Consider the following 18,903-nt stretch of genomic DNA (forward strand, 5'->3'; position numbering starts at 1 on the left):
AGCAGCGCCGGCAGGCGACCTGCAACCACCATCGTTGCCATGCCGATTACAAACAGCAGCGCCAGCGTCTTGCGCGGCAGGCTCTGCTGCCGTGACGGACCACGCCGCCGTTGCGCAGGTCTGGAAATCAGCAAGCGTCCAGGAAGTTGCGTACCGCCGGCCCGAAGCGTGCGAAATCGACCAGGAAGGCATCGTGGCCTTGTGGCGAATCCAGCCCGATGAAGTGTGCATCGGCACCGCCGGCGCGCAGGCCTTCGGCGATCTGTTCCTGCTGCTGCACCGGGAACAGGATGTCGGTGTTGGCACCGATCGCCAGCGCCCGCGCGATGCGGATCTGCGCCAGTCCGGCCAGCACCGTGGCGTCGGTCGAGATGCCTGTATCCGGCTTGGCGGCGACAGCAGCGTTGTCGGCCTGCGTGCCATCGACCCGCGCGTCGATGGCCGGGCTGTTGTCGACATACTCGGCCAGATCGAACCAATCCATCGAGCGGCTCAGATACAGGTAGCAGTTGGGATCGAAGAAGCGCACGAAGCGGCGCGCATGGCCTTCCAGATAACTTTCGACCTGGAATTCCAGGCCGAACGGATCGTCGGCGGCCTGTTCGGAATCCAGCCGCACGCGGCCGAAACGGCCGTCCCATTCCAGTGCCGAGCGGTAGGTGATCACGCCGAGTTTGCGCGCCATGCGCATGCCCGATTCCGGGTAATGCGTGTCGTCGTAGTGGCCGCCGTTCCAGTGCGGATCCAGGCGGATGGCTTCGCGCTGCAGCGAGCGGATCGCGATCGAGAACGGCAGCGCCTGCGCACTGCCGGAGATATTGATATGGCTGCGCGCGATGCCGGGGTGGCGCAGCAACAACGCCAGTGCGGTCATGCCGCCCATCGAGTTGCCGATCAGGCAGGCCAGTTGCTCGATGCCCAACGCGCGCACCACGTCGGCTGCGGCATCGGCCACATCTTCGATCGACAGTTCCGGGAAACCCAGGCGATACCGCGTGCCGGTGGCAGGGTCGATCGACGCCGGGCCGGTCGAGCCCTTGCAGCTGCCCAAGGAATTGACGCAGACCACGAACCAGCGTTCGGTATCGATTGGCTTGCCCGGCCCGAGCATCGCTTCCCACCAGCCCGGCTCGGGATTGGCCTGATTTGCCGCGGCATGCGCATTCGGCGACAGACCAGTGACGATCAACACCGCATTGCTGAGATCGGCTGCCAGCGTGCCCCAGGTTTCGTAGGCGACACGCGCCTGCATCAGCACACCACCGCGCTTCATCGGAAACGGCGAGGTCAGCGCGTGGAACAGCGTGCCGGGGGGAATGAATTCAGTCATGCGGCAATTCTATCTGCCATGGCAGGTGCCGGGGTGCAGGATGGGATTCGGGAATTGGGAATCGGGAATCGGTTTGAGTCGTTGCTCTGTGTGATGCCACTCTGCAGAGCGGCGGATCTGCGGCTTGGTTGCAGGGCCCTTGCCGCCCACCATCGCAGGACACGCCGCAAGTACGTCCCTGTAGGCTCTGGTGCGGCATTCATGCCGCGTAAGGTCCCGCGAAGATGGGCGCGCAAGGACTGGTGGAGATGGTCGGTGTGCGTGGTTTTCAGCAAAACAATCAGCACACCGTCTGGTGCGGTATCCTTGCCCTCGACGTTGCGAGTTTGCTGCAGGGCCCTTGCCCGCCCACCATCGCAGGACACGCCGCAAGTACGTCCTTGTAGGCTCTTACGCGGCATCCATGCCGCGTAAGAGCCCGCGAAGATGGGCGGGCAAGGACCAGTGGAGATATTGGGTGTGCAGGGTTTTCAACACCGCAGCCGACTCACTCCGGTGCGGTGTCATCGTTGATTGCGTCGCGTCGACACGTGGCGGCCAATCAGCGACCGATCACCAGCTCCACCGGCGCGGCAGTGGGCAGTTCCACCATCACCGGCACGCTCTCGACATCGTCGGCCTGGCGCATCGCGTTGCCGCTGCGCGACAGCCGTGCCAGCACCTGCACGGTGTCCAGCGACGACAGCGTGCGCGTCGGCATCGGGCTGTCGCCGTCGTCCAGGGTGATGGTCAACGGCAGCTCGCTTAGCGCGTGTTTTTCCACCGCCACCGGCATCGGCGTGTCGGCGGCGCGCGCAATCACGAAGACGCTGGTGTCGCCCGGCAACCCGGTGCGTTTGGCGAACTCGGCATCCAGCGTCACGCGCACCTGGATGCGTTTGCCGCTGGCTGCATCGGCGGCAGGCGTAGCCGGCGTCTGGATCGGCGCCAGCCTGGCTTCCTGGCGCGCGGCGTTGATCTGTTCCAGCAGGCCGGGACGGGTAGAGGCATCCACCACGCGCAGCAACGGCTCCCAGGTCTCGCTGGCCTTGGCCGGCTGACCGGCCTGGCGCTGCACCACGCCCAGGAACCAGCGTGCGCGTTGATGGTTCGGTTGCACCGCCAGCGCTTGTTCCAGCAGCCGCATGGCCTGCGGATCCGGGCGCCCGCTGTCGTCGGCGAGCATGCGCGACTGTGCGGCAGCCACCAGCACATCCGGCTCTTCCGGACGCAGCACGACCGCGCGCGCAAACGCATCGCGCGCTTCGGCGAATTTCTGTTGGCTGGACAGCGAGCGCCCCAGCAACACCCAGCCTTCGGTCTGATCGGGATTGCGCGCCAGTGCGGCGCGCAGTTGCACGATAGCTTCATCCAGCGAGCGTGGCGTGGCCGGCCGCTCGGCCGGCGCCTGAATTGCGCTCGGTGTGCCGACCAGCCAGTACAGCGCCGCGCTCGCCGCCAGCAGCAACACCGCGATGCTGGCGGTCAGCCCGCGCGCCTCGCGCCACAGCGGCCGCAGCGCCACACCAAAGACGAGCAGGGCCAGCACCACCACCGCAATGACGAAGCCGGCCATCACCACTCCTGCTCATCGGCGGGCAGGGCGGGCGCAGCCACGCTGCGTCGGCGCACCAGCAACACAATGGCGCCAGCGCCCAGCAACAGCACCAGCAGCGGGCCGAACCACAGCAGCCAGGTGCGCGATTCCACGCGCGGGCGGTACAGCACGAACTCGCCATAGCGTGCGACCAGGAACTGGCGGATCTGCGCATCGCTGCGGCCTGCGTGCATCAGCGCCAGCACTTCGCGGCGCAGGTCCTGGGCGATCTGCGCATTGGAGTCGGCCAGCGACTGGTTCTGGCACTGCACGCAGCGCAGCTCGGCGGTGAGCGCATGGAAGCGCGCCTCTTCCTCGGCCGAGGCGTAGCGCAGCGGCGCCGGGTCGCCGACCGGCTGGGCCAGGGCCAGCCAGGGCAACATCAGCAGCGTCAGCAGCCAGGCGCGCATCATTGCGTGGCGTGCAGGTCCGGTGCGGCACTGGGCGAGCGCTCGATCTTGCTCAGCACCGGAATCAGCTGCGTGTCGATGATGGATTGGGTGAGCATGCCGCTGTACTTCCAGCGCACCACGCCGCGCCCGTCGACCAGAAAGGTCTCCGGCGCCGCAGCGATGCCGAAGTCGATCGCGGTACGGCCGTCTTTGTCGGCGACTACCAGCAGATACGGGTTGCCCAGCTGTTCGAGCCAGCGCAGCGCATCGTTGCGCTCGTCCTTCCAGTTGTAGCCGATCACGCGCACGCGCTTGGTCAGCGCAAAGCGGCTCAGCACCGGGTGCTCCTCGCGGCAGGCCGGGCACCAGCTACCCCACACGTTGATGATGTACGGCGCGCCGCGCAGTTCGCGCGCATGCACCACGATGCTGGGGTCGTGCAGCAGCGGCAGTGCGAACTCCGGCGCCGGCTTGCCGATCAGCGCAGAGGGCAGGGCATCGCGATCGTCCTGACCGGAGCGCACCACCGCATAGACCAGCAGCGCTGCCAGTGCGAGCAGCAGCACGATGGCACCTACCAGAACCGCAGTAGGCAGGCGGGGTGAACGTGACTCAACCATCTTGGATCTCCGGAGAACAAAAAAAACGCCGGTCGGCCGCGGTGACCAGGCCGCCAAGCGCCATCAGCAGCGCCCCCAGCCAGATCCAGCGGACGAACGGTTTGAGGTGGACGCGGACCGCCCAGGCCTGGTTGCCCAGGGGTTCGCCAAGCGCGACATACAGGTCGCCGAACGGGCCGGGACGGATCGCCGCTTCGGTCAAGATCTGCCCGCCGCTGGCGTAGCGGCGTTTTTCCGCATGCATCAGGCCGACCGGCGCATCGTCCTTGAACACCTGCAGATTGGCACGGTCGGAGACGTAATTGGGCCCGCGCAGCTCTTCGACATTATCGAAGTGCAGCGCGTAGCGGCCGATCTGCATCTGCTGCCCGGGCGCCAGTGCGACCTCGCGCTGCAGGCTCAGTGATTCCACCAGCAACGCACCGGCCAGGAACACCGCCACGCCCAGATGCGCCAGCAGCATGCCCAGCATTTCGGCGGTGAGCTTGCGGCCCTTGGCTGCGCGCCGCGTCCACAGGAAGCGCAGCGTGCCCAGCAGCACCCAGGCCGCGCCGGCCACGCCGAGTGCCGCCTTCCACTGACCCTGCGGCGCGGCGAACCAGGCCAGCACGCCTGCGGCAACCGCCAGGCCTGCCCATTGTGCGAGCATCGCCAGCGGACGCGAGGCCTGCTCGCGCTGCCAGCGGGTCAGCGGGCCGAACGGCAACAGCGCCACCAGCGGCGCCATCAGCACCAGGAACAAGGTGCCGAAGTAGGGCGGCCCCACCGACAGCTTGCCCATGCCCAAGGCGTCGGCCAGCAGCGGATACAGCGTGCCCAGCAAGACCATCGCGCAGGCGCAGGCGAGCAGCAGGTTGTTCAACAGCAGCAAGGTTTCGCGCGAGCTGCCGGCGAACGCGCGGCGCGGATCATCGACCAGCGACAGGCGCGGTGCACGCAACGCGTACAGCAGCAGCGAACCACCGACCACCGCCAGCAGGAACACCAGGATGAACAGGCCGCGCGACGGGTCGGCCGCAAACGCATGCACGCTGGTCAGCACGCCCGAGCGCACCAGGAAGGTGCCCAGCAACGACAGCGAAAAGGCGGCGATCGCCAGCAGCAAGGTCCAGCTGGCGAAGCTGCCGCGCTTTTCGGTGACCGCCTGCGAATGCAGCAAGGCGGTGCCCACCAGCCACGGCATGAAACTGGCATTTTCCACCGGGTCCCAGAACCACCAGCCGCCCCAGCCCAGCTCGTAATACGCCCACCAGCTGCCGAGCGCGATGCCGACGGTGAGCATGGCCCAGGCCACATTGGTCCATGGCCGCGTCCAGCGCAGCCAGCGCGCATCCATGCGGCCTTCCAGCAACGCAGCGATGGCGAAGGCGAACGGCACCGCAAAGCCGACATAGCCGCAATACAGCATCGGCGGATGGATGATCAGCCCCGGGTCCTGCAACAGCGGATTCAGATCGGCGCCTTCCAGCGGCACCGGCAACAAGCGCGCAAACGGGTTGGAGGTGAACAGCAGAAAGGCCAGGAAGCCGATGCTGACCAGCGCCATCACCCCGAGCACGCGCGCCACCACCTGCATGGGCAACTGCCGCGACCACAGCGCCACCGCACCGGTCCACAGCGCCAGCACCAAGGTCCACAGCAGCAACGAGCCTTCGTGCGCGCCCCACACCGCCGAATAGCGGTACATCACCGGCAGCAGGCTGTTGGAATTCTCGGCGACATAGCGCACCGAAAAATCCTGCACCAGGAAGGCATGCGTCAGCAGTGCGAAGGCCGCTGCGATCAGGCCCAGCTGCAGCAACGCGGCCGGCCGCGCGACCGCCATCCAGCTGCTGCGCCCACGCTGCGCACCAGCCAGCGGCAGCGCGGCCTGCATCAAGGCCACCAGCAACGCCAGGATCAGCAGGAACGTTCCGAGCTCAGGCAGCATCGGGTCGGCGCATCGGTAGGCATGCAGTGGTGCGAGGCTTGCGGGCGCAGGGCAGAAGCGTCATCTATGCAGCGTCCACGCGCGCCTGCCGGTGCACAGCAAGGCAACCACTGTCCGAACCACCACCGTGCAGGAATGCCAACGTCCTGACGCGCGCCATCAACGCAGCGCTCCGGCCTGGTCTGCGGCCGCCGGCACGGCGTGCTTGCGGTGCGCGCTGCCCATCTTGTCGGCCACTTCCTTCGGCATGTAGGTCTCGTCGTGTTTCGCCAGCACATCTTCGGCGACGAAGACGCCGTTTTGCATGCGCCCGGTCGCCACCACCGCCTGTCCTTCGCGAAACAGGTCCGGCAGGATGCGGCCGTAGCGCACCGGCAACCGTGCATCGCCATCGGTGACGCGGAACTGCGCTTCCAGCGAACCGGATGCGCGTTGGAACGAGCCTTTTTCCACCATGCCGCCGAGCCGGAAGCGCGTGTGTTCGCCGGCGTCGCCGCGCAGCACTTCCGACGGTGTGTACAGATAGGCCACGTTGCGCTGCAGGGCCATCGCCACCAGCGTGGTCGCCAGTCCGCCGGCCAGCACCAGCGCGATCACCAGCCAGATCCGGCGGCGCCGTTGCGGGTTCACCGGATCAGCTCCGCATCGGTGGGCACCGCGCGCTTGCGCTCGCGCAGACGCCGCGCCTGCGCCATCCTCACGGCGCGGCGCACCTGCCAGCGGCCGGCGATCAGATCCCACAGCAACACCAGCACGAACACCGCGTAGGCGGCGATGACGTAGGACAGGTAGCTCATGCCGCGCCCTCCGGCGCATCGCGCACGATCCAGGCCTTGCCGGCCTCGCGGCGCAGGTTGTCGGCGCGCGCACGCGTCAGCAGCGAACCGGCGAACCAGAACTTGGTGCCGACCACCATCAGCCACAGCGGCAGCAGCATGCTGGCATCGATGCTGGACGGGCCGAGCAGGCGGATGCTCTGGCCCTGATGCAGCGAGTTCCACCACACCACCGAATAGCGGATCACCGGCAGCAGCGCCACGCCGACGATCGCCAGCAAGGCCGCCGCGCGTGCGGCCTGACGGCGATCGTCGATGGCCTGATACAGGCCGATCACGCCCAGATACAGGAACAGCAGGATCAGCTCGGTGGTCAGGCGCGGGTCCCAATCCCACCAGGCGCCCCACATCGGCTTGCCCCAGATGCTGCCGGTCAACAGGGTGATCACGGTGAACGCCGCGCCGATCGGCGCGCAGGCCATCGCCAGGATTTCGCAGATCTTGATGCGCCAGATCAGCGCGATCGCCGCATACACCGCCATCAGCCCGAACACGAACAGACTCATCCACGCGCTCGGCACATGGATATACAGAATGCGGAAGCTATCGCCCTGCTGGTAGTCGGCCGGTACCGCAAACAAGGCCTGCCAGATGCCCACGCCCAGCAACACCGCGGCCAGGGCGTAGCACCACGGCGCCCAGCGCGCAGTGAAACGGTCGAAGATCGGAGGCGAGGCGAGTTGGTGGAACCAGCGGGCAACGACGTTCATGCGATGGCAGCAGCCTTTGGAATGGCATTGGCTCTCGAAACAGCAACAACGCAATGAGTGGAGCGTCTTGTCGACAGCGCATCGACCGCAGGGCTCAACTCAAGGAAATCCGGATCGCGGCAGCCGCAGCCAGCGGTGCCAGCATCACGCCGATCACCAATCCGGCGCCCAGCAACAACAACGCACCCACCGCATCCTGTCCTTGTCCGCTGGCCGCGACACTGCCGGCACCGAACACCAGCACCGGCACGTACAACGGCAACGCCAGCAACGCCACGAGAATACCAGAGCGTTTCATCGTCACCGTCAGTGCCGCAACCACGGCACCAAGCAGACTCAGAAGCGGTGTGCCCAGCGCCAACGATGCCAGCAGCACCGGTAGTTGGTCATGTGGCAGGTGCAGCAATTCGCCCAGCAGCGGCGTCACCGCGATCAATGGCAGCGCGCTGGTCGCCCAGTGCAGCAGCACGCGCACCGCGATCAGCCACGCCAACGGCACCGGCGCCAGCAGCCATTGCTCCATCGAGCCGTCTTCCACATCGCTGCGGAACAGCGCATCCAGCGACAACAGGCCGGCCAGCAGCACCGACAGCCACAGCACCGCCGGTGCGGCCTGCGCCAGCAGGTCCGGGCGACCGCCCAGGCCCAGCGCGAACAGCACCACCATCAGCAAGGCGAACAGCGCCGGCTGCAAGGCATCGCTGCGACGGCGCCACAGCAGCTGCAGGTCGCGGCTGAGCAGCGCGCGCGCGGCCTGCCACAGCGAGGGTTGTGGCGAATGCAGGCTCATGCCGCCGCCTCCAGCGTGAGCATGCGCGTGCGCACCGGCGGCGCCGCGTAGGCGCCGTGGGTGGTGACCAGCGCCGCGCCACCGCCGCGCAGGTGCGCGGAGATCATCCGGTTGACCAGGGTGATGCCGTCCAGGTCCAGGTTGGCGTAGGGCTCGTCCAGCAGCCACAGCGGGGCCGGCGACAACCACAGCCGCGCCAGCGCCAGGCGCTTGCGCTGGCCGGCCGACAGCTGCCGCACCAGCGCATCCTCGTAGCCGGCCAGGCCGACGATGGCCAGCGCGCTGCCGGGCATCTGCTTGGCGCGGCGGCCATGCAGGCCGCACAGGAAATGCAGGTTCTCCAGCGTGCTGAGATCGGCCTTCAGCCCCGGCAAATGGCCCAGATAGGCCATGAAGCGGCTGCGGTCGCCGCGCCGCGCGGTCTTGCCGTCGATCTGGATCTGCCCGCGCTCCACATGCAGCAGCCCGGCCAGCACCCGCAGCAGCGTTGTCTTGCCGGCGCCGTTGTCGCCTTGCACCAGCAGCGCCTCGCCGGCATCGACATGGAAATCCAGCGGGCCGAACACCGGCTCCTCGTTGCGGCTGAAAGCCAGCGCGCGCGCCGCCAGCAGCGGTGGCGCAGTGTGCAGCGGTTCGATCATCGGCGCAGCGGGCTCCCGTCGCAGGACGGCATGGGGTGGGCGAGGCAGGGCGCGCATTGTAGCGACGATGGCGCGCTGCCGGGGGCGCGTTCGGCGGCGTGATGTGTCCGGGAACGCTGTTTTGCACCGGCCGGGCGCAACCGCCTGGCGGCTTTGCGTACACTCGCGGTCCCCCCGTTTGTTGCCCGGACAGGCCCGATGCCCCTCACGACCAAGCTGCCCAAGGTGGGCACCACCATCTTCACCGTCATGTCGCAGCTGGCGGCCGAACACAGTGCGGTGAATCTGGGCCAGGGTTTTCCCGATTTCGCGGTGCCGCAGCGGCTGGTCGATGAGCTGACCAAGGCCATGGCGGCCGGCCACAACCAGTACCCGCCGATGACCGGCGTTGCGGCCTTGCGCCAGGCCATCGCCGGCAAGGCGCAGCGCTGTTACGGCGCGCAGGTCGATGCCGACAGCGAGATCACCGTCACCAGCGGTGCCACCGAGGCGATCTTCAACGCCATCCACGCGGTGGTGCGCGCAGGCGAGGAGGTCATCGTGCTGGACCCGGCCTACGACTGCTACGAGCCGGCGATCGACCTGGCCGGCGCGCGCGCCGTGCACGTGGCGCTGGACCCGCAGACCTTCGCCATCGATTGGCCGGCGCTGCGCGCAGCGATCACGCCGAAGACGCGCCTGCTGATGATCAACTCGCCGCACAATCCGTCCGGCGCGATGCTGTCTGCCGATGACATGCAGCGCTTGACCGAGCTGCTGCGCGGCAGCGACATCTTCCTGCTCTCGGACGAGGTGTACGAACACATCGTGTTCGACGGCCGCCGCCACGAATCGGTGTTGCGCTGGCCGGAACTGCGCGAGCGCGCGTTCGTGATTTCCAGCTTCGGCAAGACCTATCACTGCACCGGCTGGAAGATCGGCTACGCCATCGCGCCGCCGGCACTGAGCGCCGAGTTCCGCAAGGTGCACCAGTACAACACCTTCACCAGCTTCGGCCCGGCCCAGCACGCATTCGCCGCAATGATCCGCGACGAACCCGAACACGACGAACACCTCGGCGCGTTCTACCAGGCCAAGCGCGACCGTTTCCGCGAACAGTTGCTGACCACGCGCCTGACGCCGTTGCCGGTGCCCGGCGGCTATTTCCAGCTGGTCGACTATTCGGCGATCAGCGACCTGCCCGACACCGAGTTCGTGAAGTGGCTGACGGTGGAAAAGGGCGTGGCCGCGATTCCGCTGTCGCCGTTCTACGAGACCGCGCCGCAAGGGCAACGACTGGCGCGGCTGTGCTTCGCCAAGAACGATGCGACCCTGGATGCGGCGATCGCGCGGTTGCAGCAGCTCTGAAGAGCTGGGAATCGGGAATCGGGATTCGGGAATCGTAAAAGCGGTTGGTCGCTTTTCGATCTGAATCTGCACTTGGCCCGATGACATAACGCGCTCACCAAACCGCTGTCCGATTCCCCATTCCCCATTCCCCATTCCCGAGCCTCCAATGCCCGACCTGCGCATCTCCCTGATCCAAGGCGACACCCGCTGGCATGACCCCGCCGGCAATCGCGACTATTACGGTGCGTTGCTGGAGCCGTTGGCCGGGCAGACCGATCTGGTGATCCTGCCGGAGACCTTTACCAGCGGGTTCTCCAACGACGCCATCGACAAGGCCGAGGACATGGACGGGCCAACTGTGGCCTGGGTGCGTGCGCAGGCCGCGCGGCTGGATGCGGCCGTCACCGGTAGCGTGCAATTGCGCACGCCCGAAGGTGTGTTCAACCGGCTGCTGTGGGCCACGCCGGACGGGGCGCTGCAGTATTACGACAAGCGCCATCTGTTCCGCTTCGGCAACGAGCACCTGCGCTACGCGGCCGGGCGCGATCGCCTGACGGTGGAGTGGAAGGGCTGGCGGATCAATCCGCAGGTCTGCTACGACCTGCGCTTTCCGGTGTTCTGCCGCAATCGTTTCGATGTCGAGCGGCCGGGCCAGCTGGATTTCGATCTGCAACTGTTTGTCGCCAACTGGCCGTCCGCGCGTGCCTATGCATGGAAGACGCTGCTGCGCGCACGCGCGATCGAGAACCTGTGCTTTGTGGCAGCGGTCAACCGCGTCGGCGTCGACGGCAATCAGCTGCACTACGCCGGCGACAGCGCCGTGATCGATTTCCTCGGCCAGCCGCAGGTGGAAATCCGCGAGCAGCCGCAAGTGGTCACCACCACCCTCAGCGCTGCCGCCCTGGCCGAACACCGCGCACGCTTCCCGGCGATGCTGGATGCGGATGAATTTGTGATTAGGGATTAGGGATTGGGGATTGGTGCAAGCAGGCAAGGCACAGCTATCCGTTTGCCCGCTGTTGCGAATCCCAAATCCCTAATCCCCGCTACTCACCCAACTTGATCTCGTAGATCTTCGGCCACCGCTTGCCGGTGACGAACAGGCGATCGTGCTTGGCGTCATAGGCGATGCCGTTGAGTACATCGTTGCTAGGGTCGCTCAGGGTGTCGGCGTCCGGCACCAGCGCCTTCAAGTCGATCCAGGCGATCACCTTGCCGCTGGCCGGGTCGATACGTGCGATGCGGGTGGTCAGCCAGACGTTCGCCAACAGCTCGCCGTTGACCCATTCCAGTTCGTTGAGATTGTCCAGCGCCTTGCCGCGGGCAGTGACCTTGATGCTGCCGACCTGCTGCAGCGTCTGCGGATCCAGCCGTCGAATGCGGGCAGTGCCATCGCTCATGTACAGGCTGCTGTCGTCGCGGGTCAGCGCCCAGCCCTCGCCGGAATAACTGAACTGCGTGCGCGGCGTCAGCGTGGCCAGGTCGTAGACAAAGCCGCGCTGATTGCGCCAGGTCAGCTGGATCAGGCGGTCGTGCCAGGCCACGATGCCTTCGCCGAAAAACGGCGCCGGTGTCGAGGCCTGCTGCAGGACGCGGCCGGTCTCCAGCTCGACCTTGCGCACGCTGGACTGGCCCAGTTCGCCGGTGCTCTCGTACAGGTAGCCGTCGAGATAGAACAGGCCTTCGGTAAAGGCGGCGGTGTCGTGCGGATAGGTGCGCACGACGGTATAGCCCTGGGTCGGGATGGTCTCGCTGCAGTGGGCGAGGGTGGGCAGCAGCAGGGCGGCGAAGAGCAGGCTGTAGGCGGTGCGTGGCATGCCGCAATCATCCCATGCCGCCGTCGCAGACTGTGGCGGCGCAGGCCGCCGGCCGGCGAAATAATGATTCGCTGAACGGTCGCCTGCGCGGTGCCGGCATGTTGTCGCGGCTGCCACATCGGCGCTGCTAGGCTCGGCGCCACGTTCACCAACCGGAATGCCCGCATGATCAAGTCCCTTTCCCTCTTCGCGCTGCTGGGCGCCGCAACGCTTGCACCGCAGGCGCAGGCCGCCGGCAACATCGACTGCCAGCTGTCGTTCAACCTGTCGGGCTGGTCGGTGTTCTACAAGACCGCCAGCGGCACCGGCACCATCAAGTGCGACAACGGCGCGGTGATCCCGGTCAAGATCTCCAGCAAGGGCGGCGGCCTGACCGTCGGCAAGTCCAAGATCGTCGGCGGCCGCGGCACCTTCTCCGGCGCCTACAGCCTAAATGATCTGTTCGGCACCTACGCGGCGGCCGAAGCGCATGCCGGCGTGGTCAAGTCCAGCACGGCACAGGTGGTCACCAAGGGCGACATTTCGCTGGCCCTGGCCGGCACCGGCGAGGGCGTCGATCTGGGCGTGGCCGTGGGCAACTTCGTCATCGAGCGTCGCAAGTAAGACGCTGCGCGGTGCAGCGCAGGCGTCGCCAATGGTCGACACCTGCGTGGACGCGCAGCGCCCCCAAACAGTGGGCCCTGCGCTGTTGCTGTACGAACTCGGTGTTACTGCTGTTTCCAGCAACTGCGATGCCGGGCGCGAACGGAAACACCAATAAAAAACGGCCCTTTGCAGGGCCGTTTTTTATTGCGCGTGCCGCAGCTTAGCGACCGCGATTACCACCGCCGCCTGGCGGGCGACGATTGCCGCCACCCGGGGGACGACCACCCGGGCCGCCGGGTCCACGCGGCGCGCCGCCCGGACCACCGGGACCGCGATTGCCGCCCGGACCACGGTTGCCACCGGGCCCGCCCGCGCGTGCGCCGGTCGGGCGACCGGCTGCCGGACGTGCTGCGCCATACGGGCTGAAACCCGGGTTGGCGTGATCGGACGGAAAGCTCGGCGCATTGCCCGGATGACCGTACGGGTGCTTGCGCTGACCCTGGCCTTGGCCCTGCGACTGGCCCTGTCCGCCACCGGCGCCGCCACGTCCCGCGCCGCCTGCGCCGCCTGCGCCGGGACGTGCATTGCCCGCGCCGCCACCTGGACGTGCGCCGCCCGGACCCTTCTTCGCGTACGGGCGTGCCTGGCCGGTGCCGGGGCCGCTGGGGCCGGCATTGCGGTGACCACTCGGCCCGGTGCTCACGCCATCGGGCACGTACCAACTGCGGAACGCGGCCGGGTTGCCGTCCGGCAGGGCGCGGTCGCCCTTGCCGGGGGCGCGTTGCTTGAACGGGCGCTGCTGCGACTGCTTGGCCGCCGCTTCGCCGCTGACGGTGAGGCCGCCGCGGAAACCGCCCGGCTTGCCACGGCCACGGCCGCCGCGATCTTCGCGCAGGTTGTCGAAGCGACGCAGTTCGCGGCCTTCGTCAGCGCCGGAGGTCTGGCCGTTGACGTAGGCATTGCTACGGCCATCGCGCGAGACGTGCACGGTGGACTTGGCGGCGCGGCGCTGGCCGATCACCGGCTGCAGCGTCAGCGCCGACGGCGCGCCTTCTTCCAGCTTGAGTTCGGCGCGCAGGCTGTCGACCTTGTCCTGTGCCACTTCGATCGACTGCCCACGCAGCAGTTCGCGCGGCAGCGAGATCTTGCCGTAGCGGCTGCGCTTGAGGCGACTGACCTGGCAACCCTGCGACTCCCACAGACGACGCACTTCGCGGTTGCGGCCTTCCTTGACCACCACGCGGAACCAGTCGTGCGAATCGGTGCCGCCGATGCGTTCGATCTCGTCGAACTTGGCGCCGCCGTCTTCCAGCAGCACGCCGCGCGACAGGCGCTCGATGATGGCGTCGGAGACCTTGTCCTCGCCTTCCGGGGCGCGTACGCGCACCACGTATTCGCGCTCGACCTCGTAGGAGGGATGCATCATCGCGTTGGCCAGCTCACCGTCGGTGGTCAGCAGCAGCAGGCCGGTGGTGTTGATGTCCAGGCGGCCGATGGCGATCCAGCGCGAGCCTTTCAATGCCGGCAGCGACTCGAACACGGTCGGGCGGCCTTCGGGGTCTTCGCGCGTGGTCACTTCGCCTTCGGGCTTGTTGTAGATCAGCACGCGCGAGGGCTCGGTCAGCGCGCTGGCCACGAAACTGCGGCCATCCAGCTCGATCTTGTCGCCGCTGCGCACCGACATGCCGGTCTGCGCGACGGCGCCATTGACCTTGATCAGGCCATCGGCAATGCGCTGTTCCAGCGCGCGGCGCGACCCCAGGCCGGCCTGGGCCAGCACCTTGTGCAGGCGCTCTTCCAGCTTGGGCGCTTCGGGCGCGCTGTCGCGCTTGAGGGAAAGCTTGTTCAACGACAGCTTGCGGGGGGTGTCACTCATGTGTCTGGCTCCGGCCGACGCGTTCTGGGTCGGCCTCTGGTTCGGAATCGGCTTCGTCAACAGCCACGGTCGTCGTCGCGACGGCGTTGTCTTCGTCTTCGTTCACTGCATCCGCGCGCGTTCCCGGCGCGGTGTCGGGGTCGCCCTCACGGGCGTCATCTGGGTTCAACGTATTCGGGTCCTGCGCCGAGGCATGCTCGGGGTGTTGCGGTGTGTCGTTACTTGATTCATCGGCGCTGGCGTGGTCATCGACCGCGTCGGCGTGGTGTTCGATTTCGTCGTCGACTGCAGTGCCTGGGCTGGCGGTCTGGTCGTTGTCGTCTACATCAATATCGGCATCGCCATCGGCATCAACGGCCAGCTCGGTATCGGCATCGACGTGCATTGTGTCGTCGCTGTCGCTGGTTGCATCGGTGGTGCTGTCCGATGCCGGCAGCACATCCTCGGCATCGCGCTGTTCCTGCGCGGCATCGCCCGGGTCGGCGTCCACGTCAGCGCCAACATCCGCTGCCGCGTCAGTCCGGGCGGCAATCGCCGCATCGGCGCCGGCGCCGTCTGCATCCGCCATATCCGGGTCTGGATCTGTATCCGGACCCGCTTCAGCATGCTTGGCACCCATCGCCGCCGACGCCGGGACCGCGCCATCCAGTGGGCCGTCGCGGTCCAGCGGCAGCTGCGGTTCCAGCTCGGCAATGTCCTTCAACTCAGACAATGGCGGCAGCTCGTCCAATCGCTTGAGCCCGAAGTAATCCAGAAAGCCCTTGGTGGTGCCGAACAGGGCCGGTTTGCCGGGCACGTCGCGGTGGCCGACCACGCGGATCCACTCGCGTTCTTCCAGCGCCTGGATGATGTTGCTGCTGACCGCCACGCCGCGCACCTGCTCGATCTCGCCGCGGGTGATCGGCTGGCGGTAGGCGATCAGCGCCAGGGTTTCCAGCGTGGCGCGGGTGTACTTGGTGCGGCGCTCGGTCCACAGCCGGGCGACCCAGCCATGCACGTCCGCCTTGACCTGGAAGCGGAAGCCCGAGGCCACCTCGACCAGCTCCACGCCGCGCTCGGCGCAGCCGTCGCGCAGCAGTTCCAGCGCGCGCTCGACGCTGCCAGGCGGCGCCGGTTCTTCTTCCGGAAACACGCCCTGCAGCTGCGCCAGCGTCAGCGGCTGGCTGCTCGCCAGCAGGGCGGCTTCGATAATGCGGGTGATCAACGCTTGATCCATTCGGTGATCGGCTTCAGAGAGGTTCGTTGGCGGCATCGCTGTCGTCGAATTCGCTGGAGAATTGCAGCGGCGCATTGGTATTGCCCAAGGCCAGCGACTTCACGTAGATCGGCGCCAGCGGCGCCTCCTGCACGATGTCCAGCAATTGCTCCTTGGCCAGTTCGAGCAGCGCCAGGAAGGTGACCAGTACGCCGAGCTTGCCTTCTTCGGTCGTGAACAGTGATTCGAAGCGATAGAACCTGCCATCGTCCAGGCGGCTCAGCACATCGCCCATGCGCTGGCGCACGCTCAGCGCCTCGCGCTTGATCGCATGGCCGGTGAACAGTTCGGCGCGTTTGAGCACGTCGTACAGCGCCATCAGCATTTCTTTCAGTTCCACCGGCGGCGGCAGCTTGACCGCGGCGCGCTCCGGCAGATGCGCCTGCACCGGCGCGCTGTCGCGGCCCATGCGCGGCAGGGTGTCCAGATCCTCGGCAGCCTGCTTGAAGCGTTCGTATTCCTGCAGCCGGCGCACCAGTTCGGCGCGCGGATCGTTTTCTTCGCCTTCCTCGCTGGGCGGGCGCGGCAACAGCATGCGCGACTTGATCTCGGCCAGGATCGCGGCCATCACCAGATATTCGGCCGCCAGTTCGAAGCGCAGCTCCTGCATCACGTTGATGTAATCCACGTACTGCCGGGTGATCTCGGCGACGGGGATATCCAGGATGTCCAGATTCTGGCGGCGGATCAGATACAGCAGCAGGTCCAGCGGACCTTCGAAGGCATCCAGGATGACTTCCAGCGCGTCCGGCGGAATATACAGATCCTGCGGGATCTGCAGCACCGGTTGCCCATGCACCACCGCCAGCGGCATTTCCTGCTGCTGTGGCGGCGCGCTCGTGGCTGGCGGATTCGCGTCGTGCGCGAGTTCGGAATTCATCAGGTCGACATCGGGTCTTACGGTCGCCGGCCGCGGTCTGAGCCGCGCCTGCAGGGCTTTGCCTTGAGTTATTGCGATCAATGTCGTGCCCGTGCCGGCACGATCCTACAAATCCACATACAACGTGCGCCGCGTGGCATGCGGCGACGGAACAGCGAGGAGGTCGTCTACGCGGGTCGGCGGTGGGCAGCGAATCGGTCGTCGAGGAGGCGTGGGGCCTGGGCCGACGGGCCGCTGCGTCCGATTGCGTGTGCAGTGGTGGCAAGGGTAATGCGTGCGCGGGGGCGGTGTCCAGCGCTGAGGCGGCTAGAATCCCGGGGCTGTTCTTCACGTCTTGGGCGAGGTGGCCTATGTGGTACGTAATCGAAGGGTATGACCGGGCCGACGCACTGGCGGCCCGGCAGCAGGCGCGACCGGCGCATCTGGCCCGTTTGCAGGCGCTGGCGGCGGCAGGTCGCCTGCTGGTGGCCGGCCCATGCCCGGCGATCGATGCCGAGGATCCGGGCCCGGCCGGTTTCAGTGGCAGCGTGGTCATCGCCGAATTCGACGCGCTGGACGACGCCCGCGCCTGGGCCGATGCCGATCCGTATGTCGAGGCGGGCGTCTACGTGCGCACCGAGGTGCGTCCGTTCCGCCGGGTGCTGCCATGAGCCGGGTCGAGCGGATCCGTACCGCGCTGCAGGCGGCGCTGGCGCCGACCGAACTGGAAGTGGTGGACGACAGCCATCGCCACGCCGGGCATGCCGGCGCGCGCGACGGGCGTGGGCATTTCAATGTGCGCGTGGTCAGCGCCGCCTTTGCCGGCAAGCCGCCGCTGGCACGGCACCGCGCGGTCTACGCCGCGGTCGGCGAGATGATGCAGACCGATATCCACGCGTTGTCGATCGAGGCGATCGCGCCCGGCGAGGCGGGATAACCAGGCCACTCAACCAGCCGTCGTAGGAGCGCACCTGGGCGCGACAGGCCTTACCGATAGCACCCGTCGCGCCCGGGTGCGCTCCTACGGGAGCGACCGCTCCCTGTGCAGCGGACCAAACTGCCCCAACCGTGATCGCCGTCGGCCTGCAGATGTGGACATATGGGGGGTATTTGTTGCGTCGCAACACATTGCTTCACGTATTCATCACTTGCAGATGCTTGATCTGTAAGCGTTTTCACGGGCGTGAAGACAGGGGTTTACGCCCTTGTATGAAAACGCTTACAGTCCGCGCCAGTTTTGGGAACTCGGTCGCGGAGGGCGACACGAATGGCCAAGGGTGCGGTCACCATCAAAGATGTCGCCAGGGAAGCACAGGTCTCCGTTGCAACGGTGTCGCGTGCGCTCAATGGACATGACAACGTCGCCGGACCGGTGCGCCAGCTGGTGCAGGACGTGGCCGCCCGGCTGCGCTACAGCCCGCATGCGGCAGCCCGCAGCCTCAGCAGCCGACGCACCCAGACCCTGGGCGTGGTGCTGCCCGATTTGTATGGCGAATTCTTTTCCGAGCTGATCCGCGGGATCGATGGTGCGGCGCGTGCCGCCGGCCAGCATCTGCTGGTGTCCAGTTACCACGGCGACCCGGAAGCGCAGGGCAGGGCACTGCAGTCCATGCGCGGGCGCGTGGATGGTCTGCTGGTGTTGTCGCCGTATGCCGAGCAGCCCGGGTTCCTCACCGACAACCTGCCGCAGGCGCTGCCCACGGTATTGATCAACGCGCACGTTCCCGGCGATGCCTATCCGGTGCTGAGCATCGACGACCATGCCGGCGCGATGGCGATGACCGAACATCTGTTGTCGGCCGGACATCGACGCATCGCCTTCATCGGCGGGCCGGCGCTCAACTTCGATGCGCGCGAACGCCTGCGCGGCTTCCGCGATGCCATCGCCGCCTACGGCGATACCGCGCAGGGCATCGAATTCCCCGGTGACTTCGACGAGGCCTCCGGCCACCGCGCCGGCAAGGCGATGCTGGCCGGCGGCGCGCTGCCCGACGCGGTGTTCGCCGCCAACGACATGACCGCGCTGGGCTGCCTGTACGCGTTTGCCCAGGCCGATGTCTCGGTGCCCGGCGATGTGGCACTGGCCGGTTTCGACGATATTCCACTGGCCCGTTTCGTCCACCCGGCGCTGACCACGATGCGGGTCAGCATCGCGCGCCTGGGCGAGCAGGCGATGTCCCGGTTGATGCGGCTGGTGGACCAGCCCGGCCGCGACGACGGCATCCGCCAACTGCTCACGCCCGAGCTGGTGATCCGCGCCTCCTGCGGTGCCGGCGAGCCCGGCCCCTGAGGTTTCCTGCCCGCTGACCCTTTTCGCGGACGTTCTGTCCGCTCCCGCTGCCCGCCGCAGCGGTCGT

20 protein-coding genes are annotated in these 18,903 nt (G+C 67.2%); 6 read left to right on the forward strand and 14 right to left on the reverse strand.

The features are described 5' to 3' along the window. Nucleotides 1–127 precede the first annotated feature (127 nt). From metX to ccmA, 10 genes are all read right to left on the reverse strand, one after another. Nucleotides 128–1,330, reverse strand: a complete 1,203-nt coding sequence (metX, locus tag XARJCFBP2528_RS04155; protein WP_016904039.1) for a homoserine O-acetyltransferase MetX — start codon at nucleotides 1,328–1,330, stop codon at nucleotides 128–130. A 541-nt stretch (nucleotides 1,331–1,871) separates the two neighbouring features. Further along, nucleotides 1,872–2,885, reverse strand: coding sequence for a tetratricopeptide repeat protein (locus tag XARJCFBP2528_RS04160; RefSeq protein WP_047124344.1), 1,014 nt, complete (start codon nucleotides 2,883–2,885; stop codon nucleotides 1,872–1,874). After that, nucleotides 2,885–3,319 carry a cytochrome c-type biogenesis protein gene (locus XARJCFBP2528_RS04165; protein ID WP_026064702.1) on the reverse strand — a complete coding sequence of 145 codons (435 nt, stop codon included), beginning with the start codon at nucleotides 3,317–3,319 and terminating at the stop codon, nucleotides 2,885–2,887. Before XARJCFBP2528_RS04165 ends, XARJCFBP2528_RS04160 begins: the two co-directional genes overlap by 1 nt. Then, the gene (locus XARJCFBP2528_RS04170) at nucleotides 3,316–3,918 is read right to left on the reverse strand and encodes a DsbE family thiol:disulfide interchange protein (protein WP_026064701.1); all 603 of its coding nucleotides are present in this window, start codon (nucleotides 3,916–3,918) and stop codon (nucleotides 3,316–3,318) included. Before XARJCFBP2528_RS04170 ends, XARJCFBP2528_RS04165 begins: the two co-directional genes overlap by 4 nt. Continuing rightward, nucleotides 3,911–5,848, reverse strand: coding sequence for a heme lyase CcmF/NrfE family subunit (locus tag XARJCFBP2528_RS04175; RefSeq protein ID WP_016904035.1), 1,938 nt, complete (start codon nucleotides 5,846–5,848; stop codon nucleotides 3,911–3,913). The genes XARJCFBP2528_RS04170 and XARJCFBP2528_RS04175 overlap by 8 nt, the downstream gene beginning before the upstream one ends. A gap of 159 nt (nucleotides 5,849–6,007) precedes the next feature. Continuing rightward, nucleotides 6,008–6,478, reverse strand: coding sequence for a cytochrome c maturation protein CcmE (gene ccmE / locus XARJCFBP2528_RS04180; protein ID WP_016904034.1), 471 nt, complete (start codon nucleotides 6,476–6,478; stop codon nucleotides 6,008–6,010). After that, entirely contained in the window at nucleotides 6,475–6,645 is a 171-nt protein-coding gene (locus XARJCFBP2528_RS04185) for a heme exporter protein CcmD (protein ID WP_016904033.1), read from the reverse strand. The genes ccmE and XARJCFBP2528_RS04185 overlap by 4 nt, the downstream gene beginning before the upstream one ends. After that, nucleotides 6,642–7,394, reverse strand: coding sequence for a heme ABC transporter permease CcmC (gene ccmC / locus XARJCFBP2528_RS04190; protein WP_016904032.1), 753 nt, complete (start codon nucleotides 7,392–7,394; stop codon nucleotides 6,642–6,644). Before ccmC ends, XARJCFBP2528_RS04185 begins: the two co-directional genes overlap by 4 nt. Before the next feature lie 94 nt (nucleotides 7,395–7,488). Beyond that, the gene (gene ccmB, locus XARJCFBP2528_RS04195; RefSeq protein WP_016904031.1) at nucleotides 7,489–8,184 is read right to left on the reverse strand and encodes a heme exporter protein CcmB; all 696 of its coding nucleotides are present in this window, start codon (nucleotides 8,182–8,184) and stop codon (nucleotides 7,489–7,491) included. Continuing rightward, nucleotides 8,181–8,825, reverse strand: a complete 645-nt coding sequence (gene ccmA, locus XARJCFBP2528_RS04200; protein WP_024939979.1) for a heme ABC exporter ATP-binding protein CcmA — start codon at nucleotides 8,823–8,825, stop codon at nucleotides 8,181–8,183. Before ccmA ends, ccmB begins: the two co-directional genes overlap by 4 nt. A gap of 198 nt (nucleotides 8,826–9,023) precedes the next feature. On the opposite strand from ccmA, the gene XARJCFBP2528_RS04205 reads away from it, so the two are divergent. Beyond that, the gene (locus XARJCFBP2528_RS04205) at nucleotides 9,024–10,172 is read left to right on the forward strand and encodes a pyridoxal phosphate-dependent aminotransferase (protein WP_016904969.1); all 1,149 of its coding nucleotides are present in this window, start codon (nucleotides 9,024–9,026) and stop codon (nucleotides 10,170–10,172) included. 148 nt (nucleotides 10,173–10,320) lie between these two features. Then, nucleotides 10,321–11,121: an amidohydrolase gene (locus XARJCFBP2528_RS04210; RefSeq protein ID WP_016904970.1), complete on the forward strand. Its 801-nt coding sequence runs from the start codon at nucleotides 10,321–10,323 to the stop codon at nucleotides 11,119–11,121. Between the two features lie 79 nt (nucleotides 11,122–11,200). Here the strand turns inward: XARJCFBP2528_RS04210 and XARJCFBP2528_RS04215 are convergent, their stop codons facing one another. After that, nucleotides 11,201–11,971 carry a glutaminyl-peptide cyclotransferase gene (locus tag XARJCFBP2528_RS04215; RefSeq protein WP_016904971.1) on the reverse strand — a complete coding sequence of 257 codons (771 nt, stop codon included), beginning with the start codon at nucleotides 11,969–11,971 and terminating at the stop codon, nucleotides 11,201–11,203. Between the two features lie 165 nt (nucleotides 11,972–12,136). Between XARJCFBP2528_RS04215 and XARJCFBP2528_RS04220 the strand changes: the two genes are divergently transcribed. After that, nucleotides 12,137–12,574, forward strand: coding sequence for a hypothetical protein (locus tag XARJCFBP2528_RS04220; protein ID WP_016904973.1), 438 nt, complete (start codon nucleotides 12,137–12,139; stop codon nucleotides 12,572–12,574). A gap of 202 nt (nucleotides 12,575–12,776) precedes the next feature. On the opposite strand, the gene XARJCFBP2528_RS04225 is transcribed toward XARJCFBP2528_RS04220, so the two are convergent. Genes XARJCFBP2528_RS04225 through XARJCFBP2528_RS04235 form a run of 3 tightly spaced genes read right to left on the reverse strand, consistent with a single transcriptional unit; the run spans nucleotide 12,777 to nucleotide 16,567 of the window. Then, a complete protein-coding gene (locus tag XARJCFBP2528_RS04225; protein ID WP_026064829.1) occupies nucleotides 12,777–14,432 on the reverse strand; it encodes a pseudouridine synthase in 1,656 nt (551 codons plus the stop codon). Next, complete coding sequence (gene scpB, locus XARJCFBP2528_RS04230) at nucleotides 14,425–15,684, reverse strand: SMC-Scp complex subunit ScpB (RefSeq protein WP_386045748.1); 1,260 nt, start codon at nucleotides 15,682–15,684, stop codon at nucleotides 14,425–14,427. Before scpB ends, XARJCFBP2528_RS04225 begins: the two co-directional genes overlap by 8 nt. Further along, entirely contained in the window at nucleotides 15,662–16,567 is a 906-nt protein-coding gene (locus XARJCFBP2528_RS04235; protein WP_016904542.1) for a segregation and condensation protein A, read from the reverse strand. The genes scpB and XARJCFBP2528_RS04235 overlap by 23 nt, the downstream gene beginning before the upstream one ends. Nucleotides 16,568–16,917: 350 nt before the next feature. Here XARJCFBP2528_RS04235 and XARJCFBP2528_RS04240 point away from each other — a divergent pair, with 350 nt between their 5' ends. The 3 genes from XARJCFBP2528_RS04240 (at nucleotide 16,918) to XARJCFBP2528_RS04250 (ending at nucleotide 18,836) form a co-directional block, all read left to right on the forward strand. Beyond that, on the forward strand, nucleotides 16,918–17,217 hold the full coding sequence (locus tag XARJCFBP2528_RS04240; RefSeq protein ID WP_016904541.1) for a YciI family protein: 300 nt from the start codon (nucleotides 16,918–16,920) through the stop codon (nucleotides 17,215–17,217). Next, complete coding sequence (locus tag XARJCFBP2528_RS04245; protein ID WP_016904540.1) at nucleotides 17,214–17,483, forward strand: BolA family protein; 270 nt, start codon at nucleotides 17,214–17,216, stop codon at nucleotides 17,481–17,483. Before XARJCFBP2528_RS04240 ends, XARJCFBP2528_RS04245 begins: the two co-directional genes overlap by 4 nt. Nucleotides 17,484–17,813: 330 nt before the next feature. Beyond that, nucleotides 17,814–18,836, forward strand: coding sequence for a LacI family DNA-binding transcriptional regulator (locus XARJCFBP2528_RS04250; protein WP_016904539.1), 1,023 nt, complete (start codon nucleotides 17,814–17,816; stop codon nucleotides 18,834–18,836). Nucleotides 18,837–18,903 lie beyond the last annotated feature (67 nt).

The sequence above is a fragment of the Xanthomonas arboricola pv. juglandis genome (genome assembly GCF_001013475.1).
Taxonomy (GTDB): domain Bacteria; phylum Pseudomonadota; class Gammaproteobacteria; order Xanthomonadales; family Xanthomonadaceae; genus Xanthomonas; species Xanthomonas arboricola.

What these genes read in the sequence shown, in the direction of transcription:
- metX (WP_016904039.1), bottom strand. Translation starts at nt 1,330, where the DNA reads ATGACTGAATTCATTCCCCCCGGCACGCTGTTCCACGCGCTGACCTCG.
- XARJCFBP2528_RS04160 (WP_047124344.1), bottom strand. Translation starts at nt 2,885, where the DNA reads ATGGCCGGCTTCGTCATTGCGGTGGTGGTGCTGGCCCTGCTCGTCTTT.
- XARJCFBP2528_RS04165 (WP_026064702.1), bottom strand. Translation starts at nt 3,319, where the DNA reads ATGATGCGCGCCTGGCTGCTGACGCTGCTGATGTTGCCCTGGCTGGCC.
- XARJCFBP2528_RS04170 (WP_026064701.1), bottom strand. Translation starts at nt 3,918, where the DNA reads ATGGTTGAGTCACGTTCACCCCGCCTGCCTACTGCGGTTCTGGTAGGT.
- XARJCFBP2528_RS04175 (WP_016904035.1), bottom strand. Translation starts at nt 5,848, where the DNA reads ATGCTGCCTGAGCTCGGAACGTTCCTGCTGATCCTGGCGTTGCTGGTG.
- XARJCFBP2528_RS04185 (WP_016904033.1), bottom strand. Translation starts at nt 6,645, where the DNA reads ATGAGCTACCTGTCCTACGTCATCGCCGCCTACGCGGTGTTCGTGCTG.
- ccmC (WP_016904032.1), bottom strand. Translation starts at nt 7,394, where the DNA reads ATGAACGTCGTTGCCCGCTGGTTCCACCAACTCGCCTCGCCTCCGATC.
- ccmB (WP_016904031.1), bottom strand. Translation starts at nt 8,184, where the DNA reads ATGAGCCTGCATTCGCCACAACCCTCGCTGTGGCAGGCCGCGCGCGCG.
- ccmA (WP_024939979.1), bottom strand. Translation starts at nt 8,825, where the DNA reads ATGATCGAACCGCTGCACACTGCGCCACCGCTGCTGGCGGCGCGCGCG.
- XARJCFBP2528_RS04205 (WP_016904969.1), top strand. Translation starts at nt 9,024, where the DNA reads ATGCCCCTCACGACCAAGCTGCCCAAGGTGGGCACCACCATCTTCACC.
- XARJCFBP2528_RS04210 (WP_016904970.1), top strand. Translation starts at nt 10,321, where the DNA reads ATGCCCGACCTGCGCATCTCCCTGATCCAAGGCGACACCCGCTGGCAT.
- XARJCFBP2528_RS04215 (WP_016904971.1), bottom strand. Translation starts at nt 11,971, where the DNA reads ATGCCACGCACCGCCTACAGCCTGCTCTTCGCCGCCCTGCTGCTGCCC.
- XARJCFBP2528_RS04220 (WP_016904973.1), top strand. Translation starts at nt 12,137, where the DNA reads ATGATCAAGTCCCTTTCCCTCTTCGCGCTGCTGGGCGCCGCAACGCTT.
- XARJCFBP2528_RS04225 (WP_026064829.1), bottom strand. Translation starts at nt 14,432, where the DNA reads ATGAGTGACACCCCCCGCAAGCTGTCGTTGAACAAGCTTTCCCTCAAG.
- scpB (WP_386045748.1), bottom strand. Translation starts at nt 15,684, where the DNA reads ATGCCGCCAACGAACCTCTCTGAAGCCGATCACCGAATGGATCAAGCG.
- XARJCFBP2528_RS04235 (WP_016904542.1), bottom strand. Translation starts at nt 16,567, where the DNA reads ATGAATTCCGAACTCGCGCACGACGCGAATCCGCCAGCCACGAGCGCG.
- XARJCFBP2528_RS04240 (WP_016904541.1), top strand. Translation starts at nt 16,918, where the DNA reads ATGTGGTACGTAATCGAAGGGTATGACCGGGCCGACGCACTGGCGGCC.
- XARJCFBP2528_RS04245 (WP_016904540.1), top strand. Translation starts at nt 17,214, where the DNA reads ATGAGCCGGGTCGAGCGGATCCGTACCGCGCTGCAGGCGGCGCTGGCG.
- XARJCFBP2528_RS04250 (WP_016904539.1), top strand. Translation starts at nt 17,814, where the DNA reads ATGGCCAAGGGTGCGGTCACCATCAAAGATGTCGCCAGGGAAGCACAG.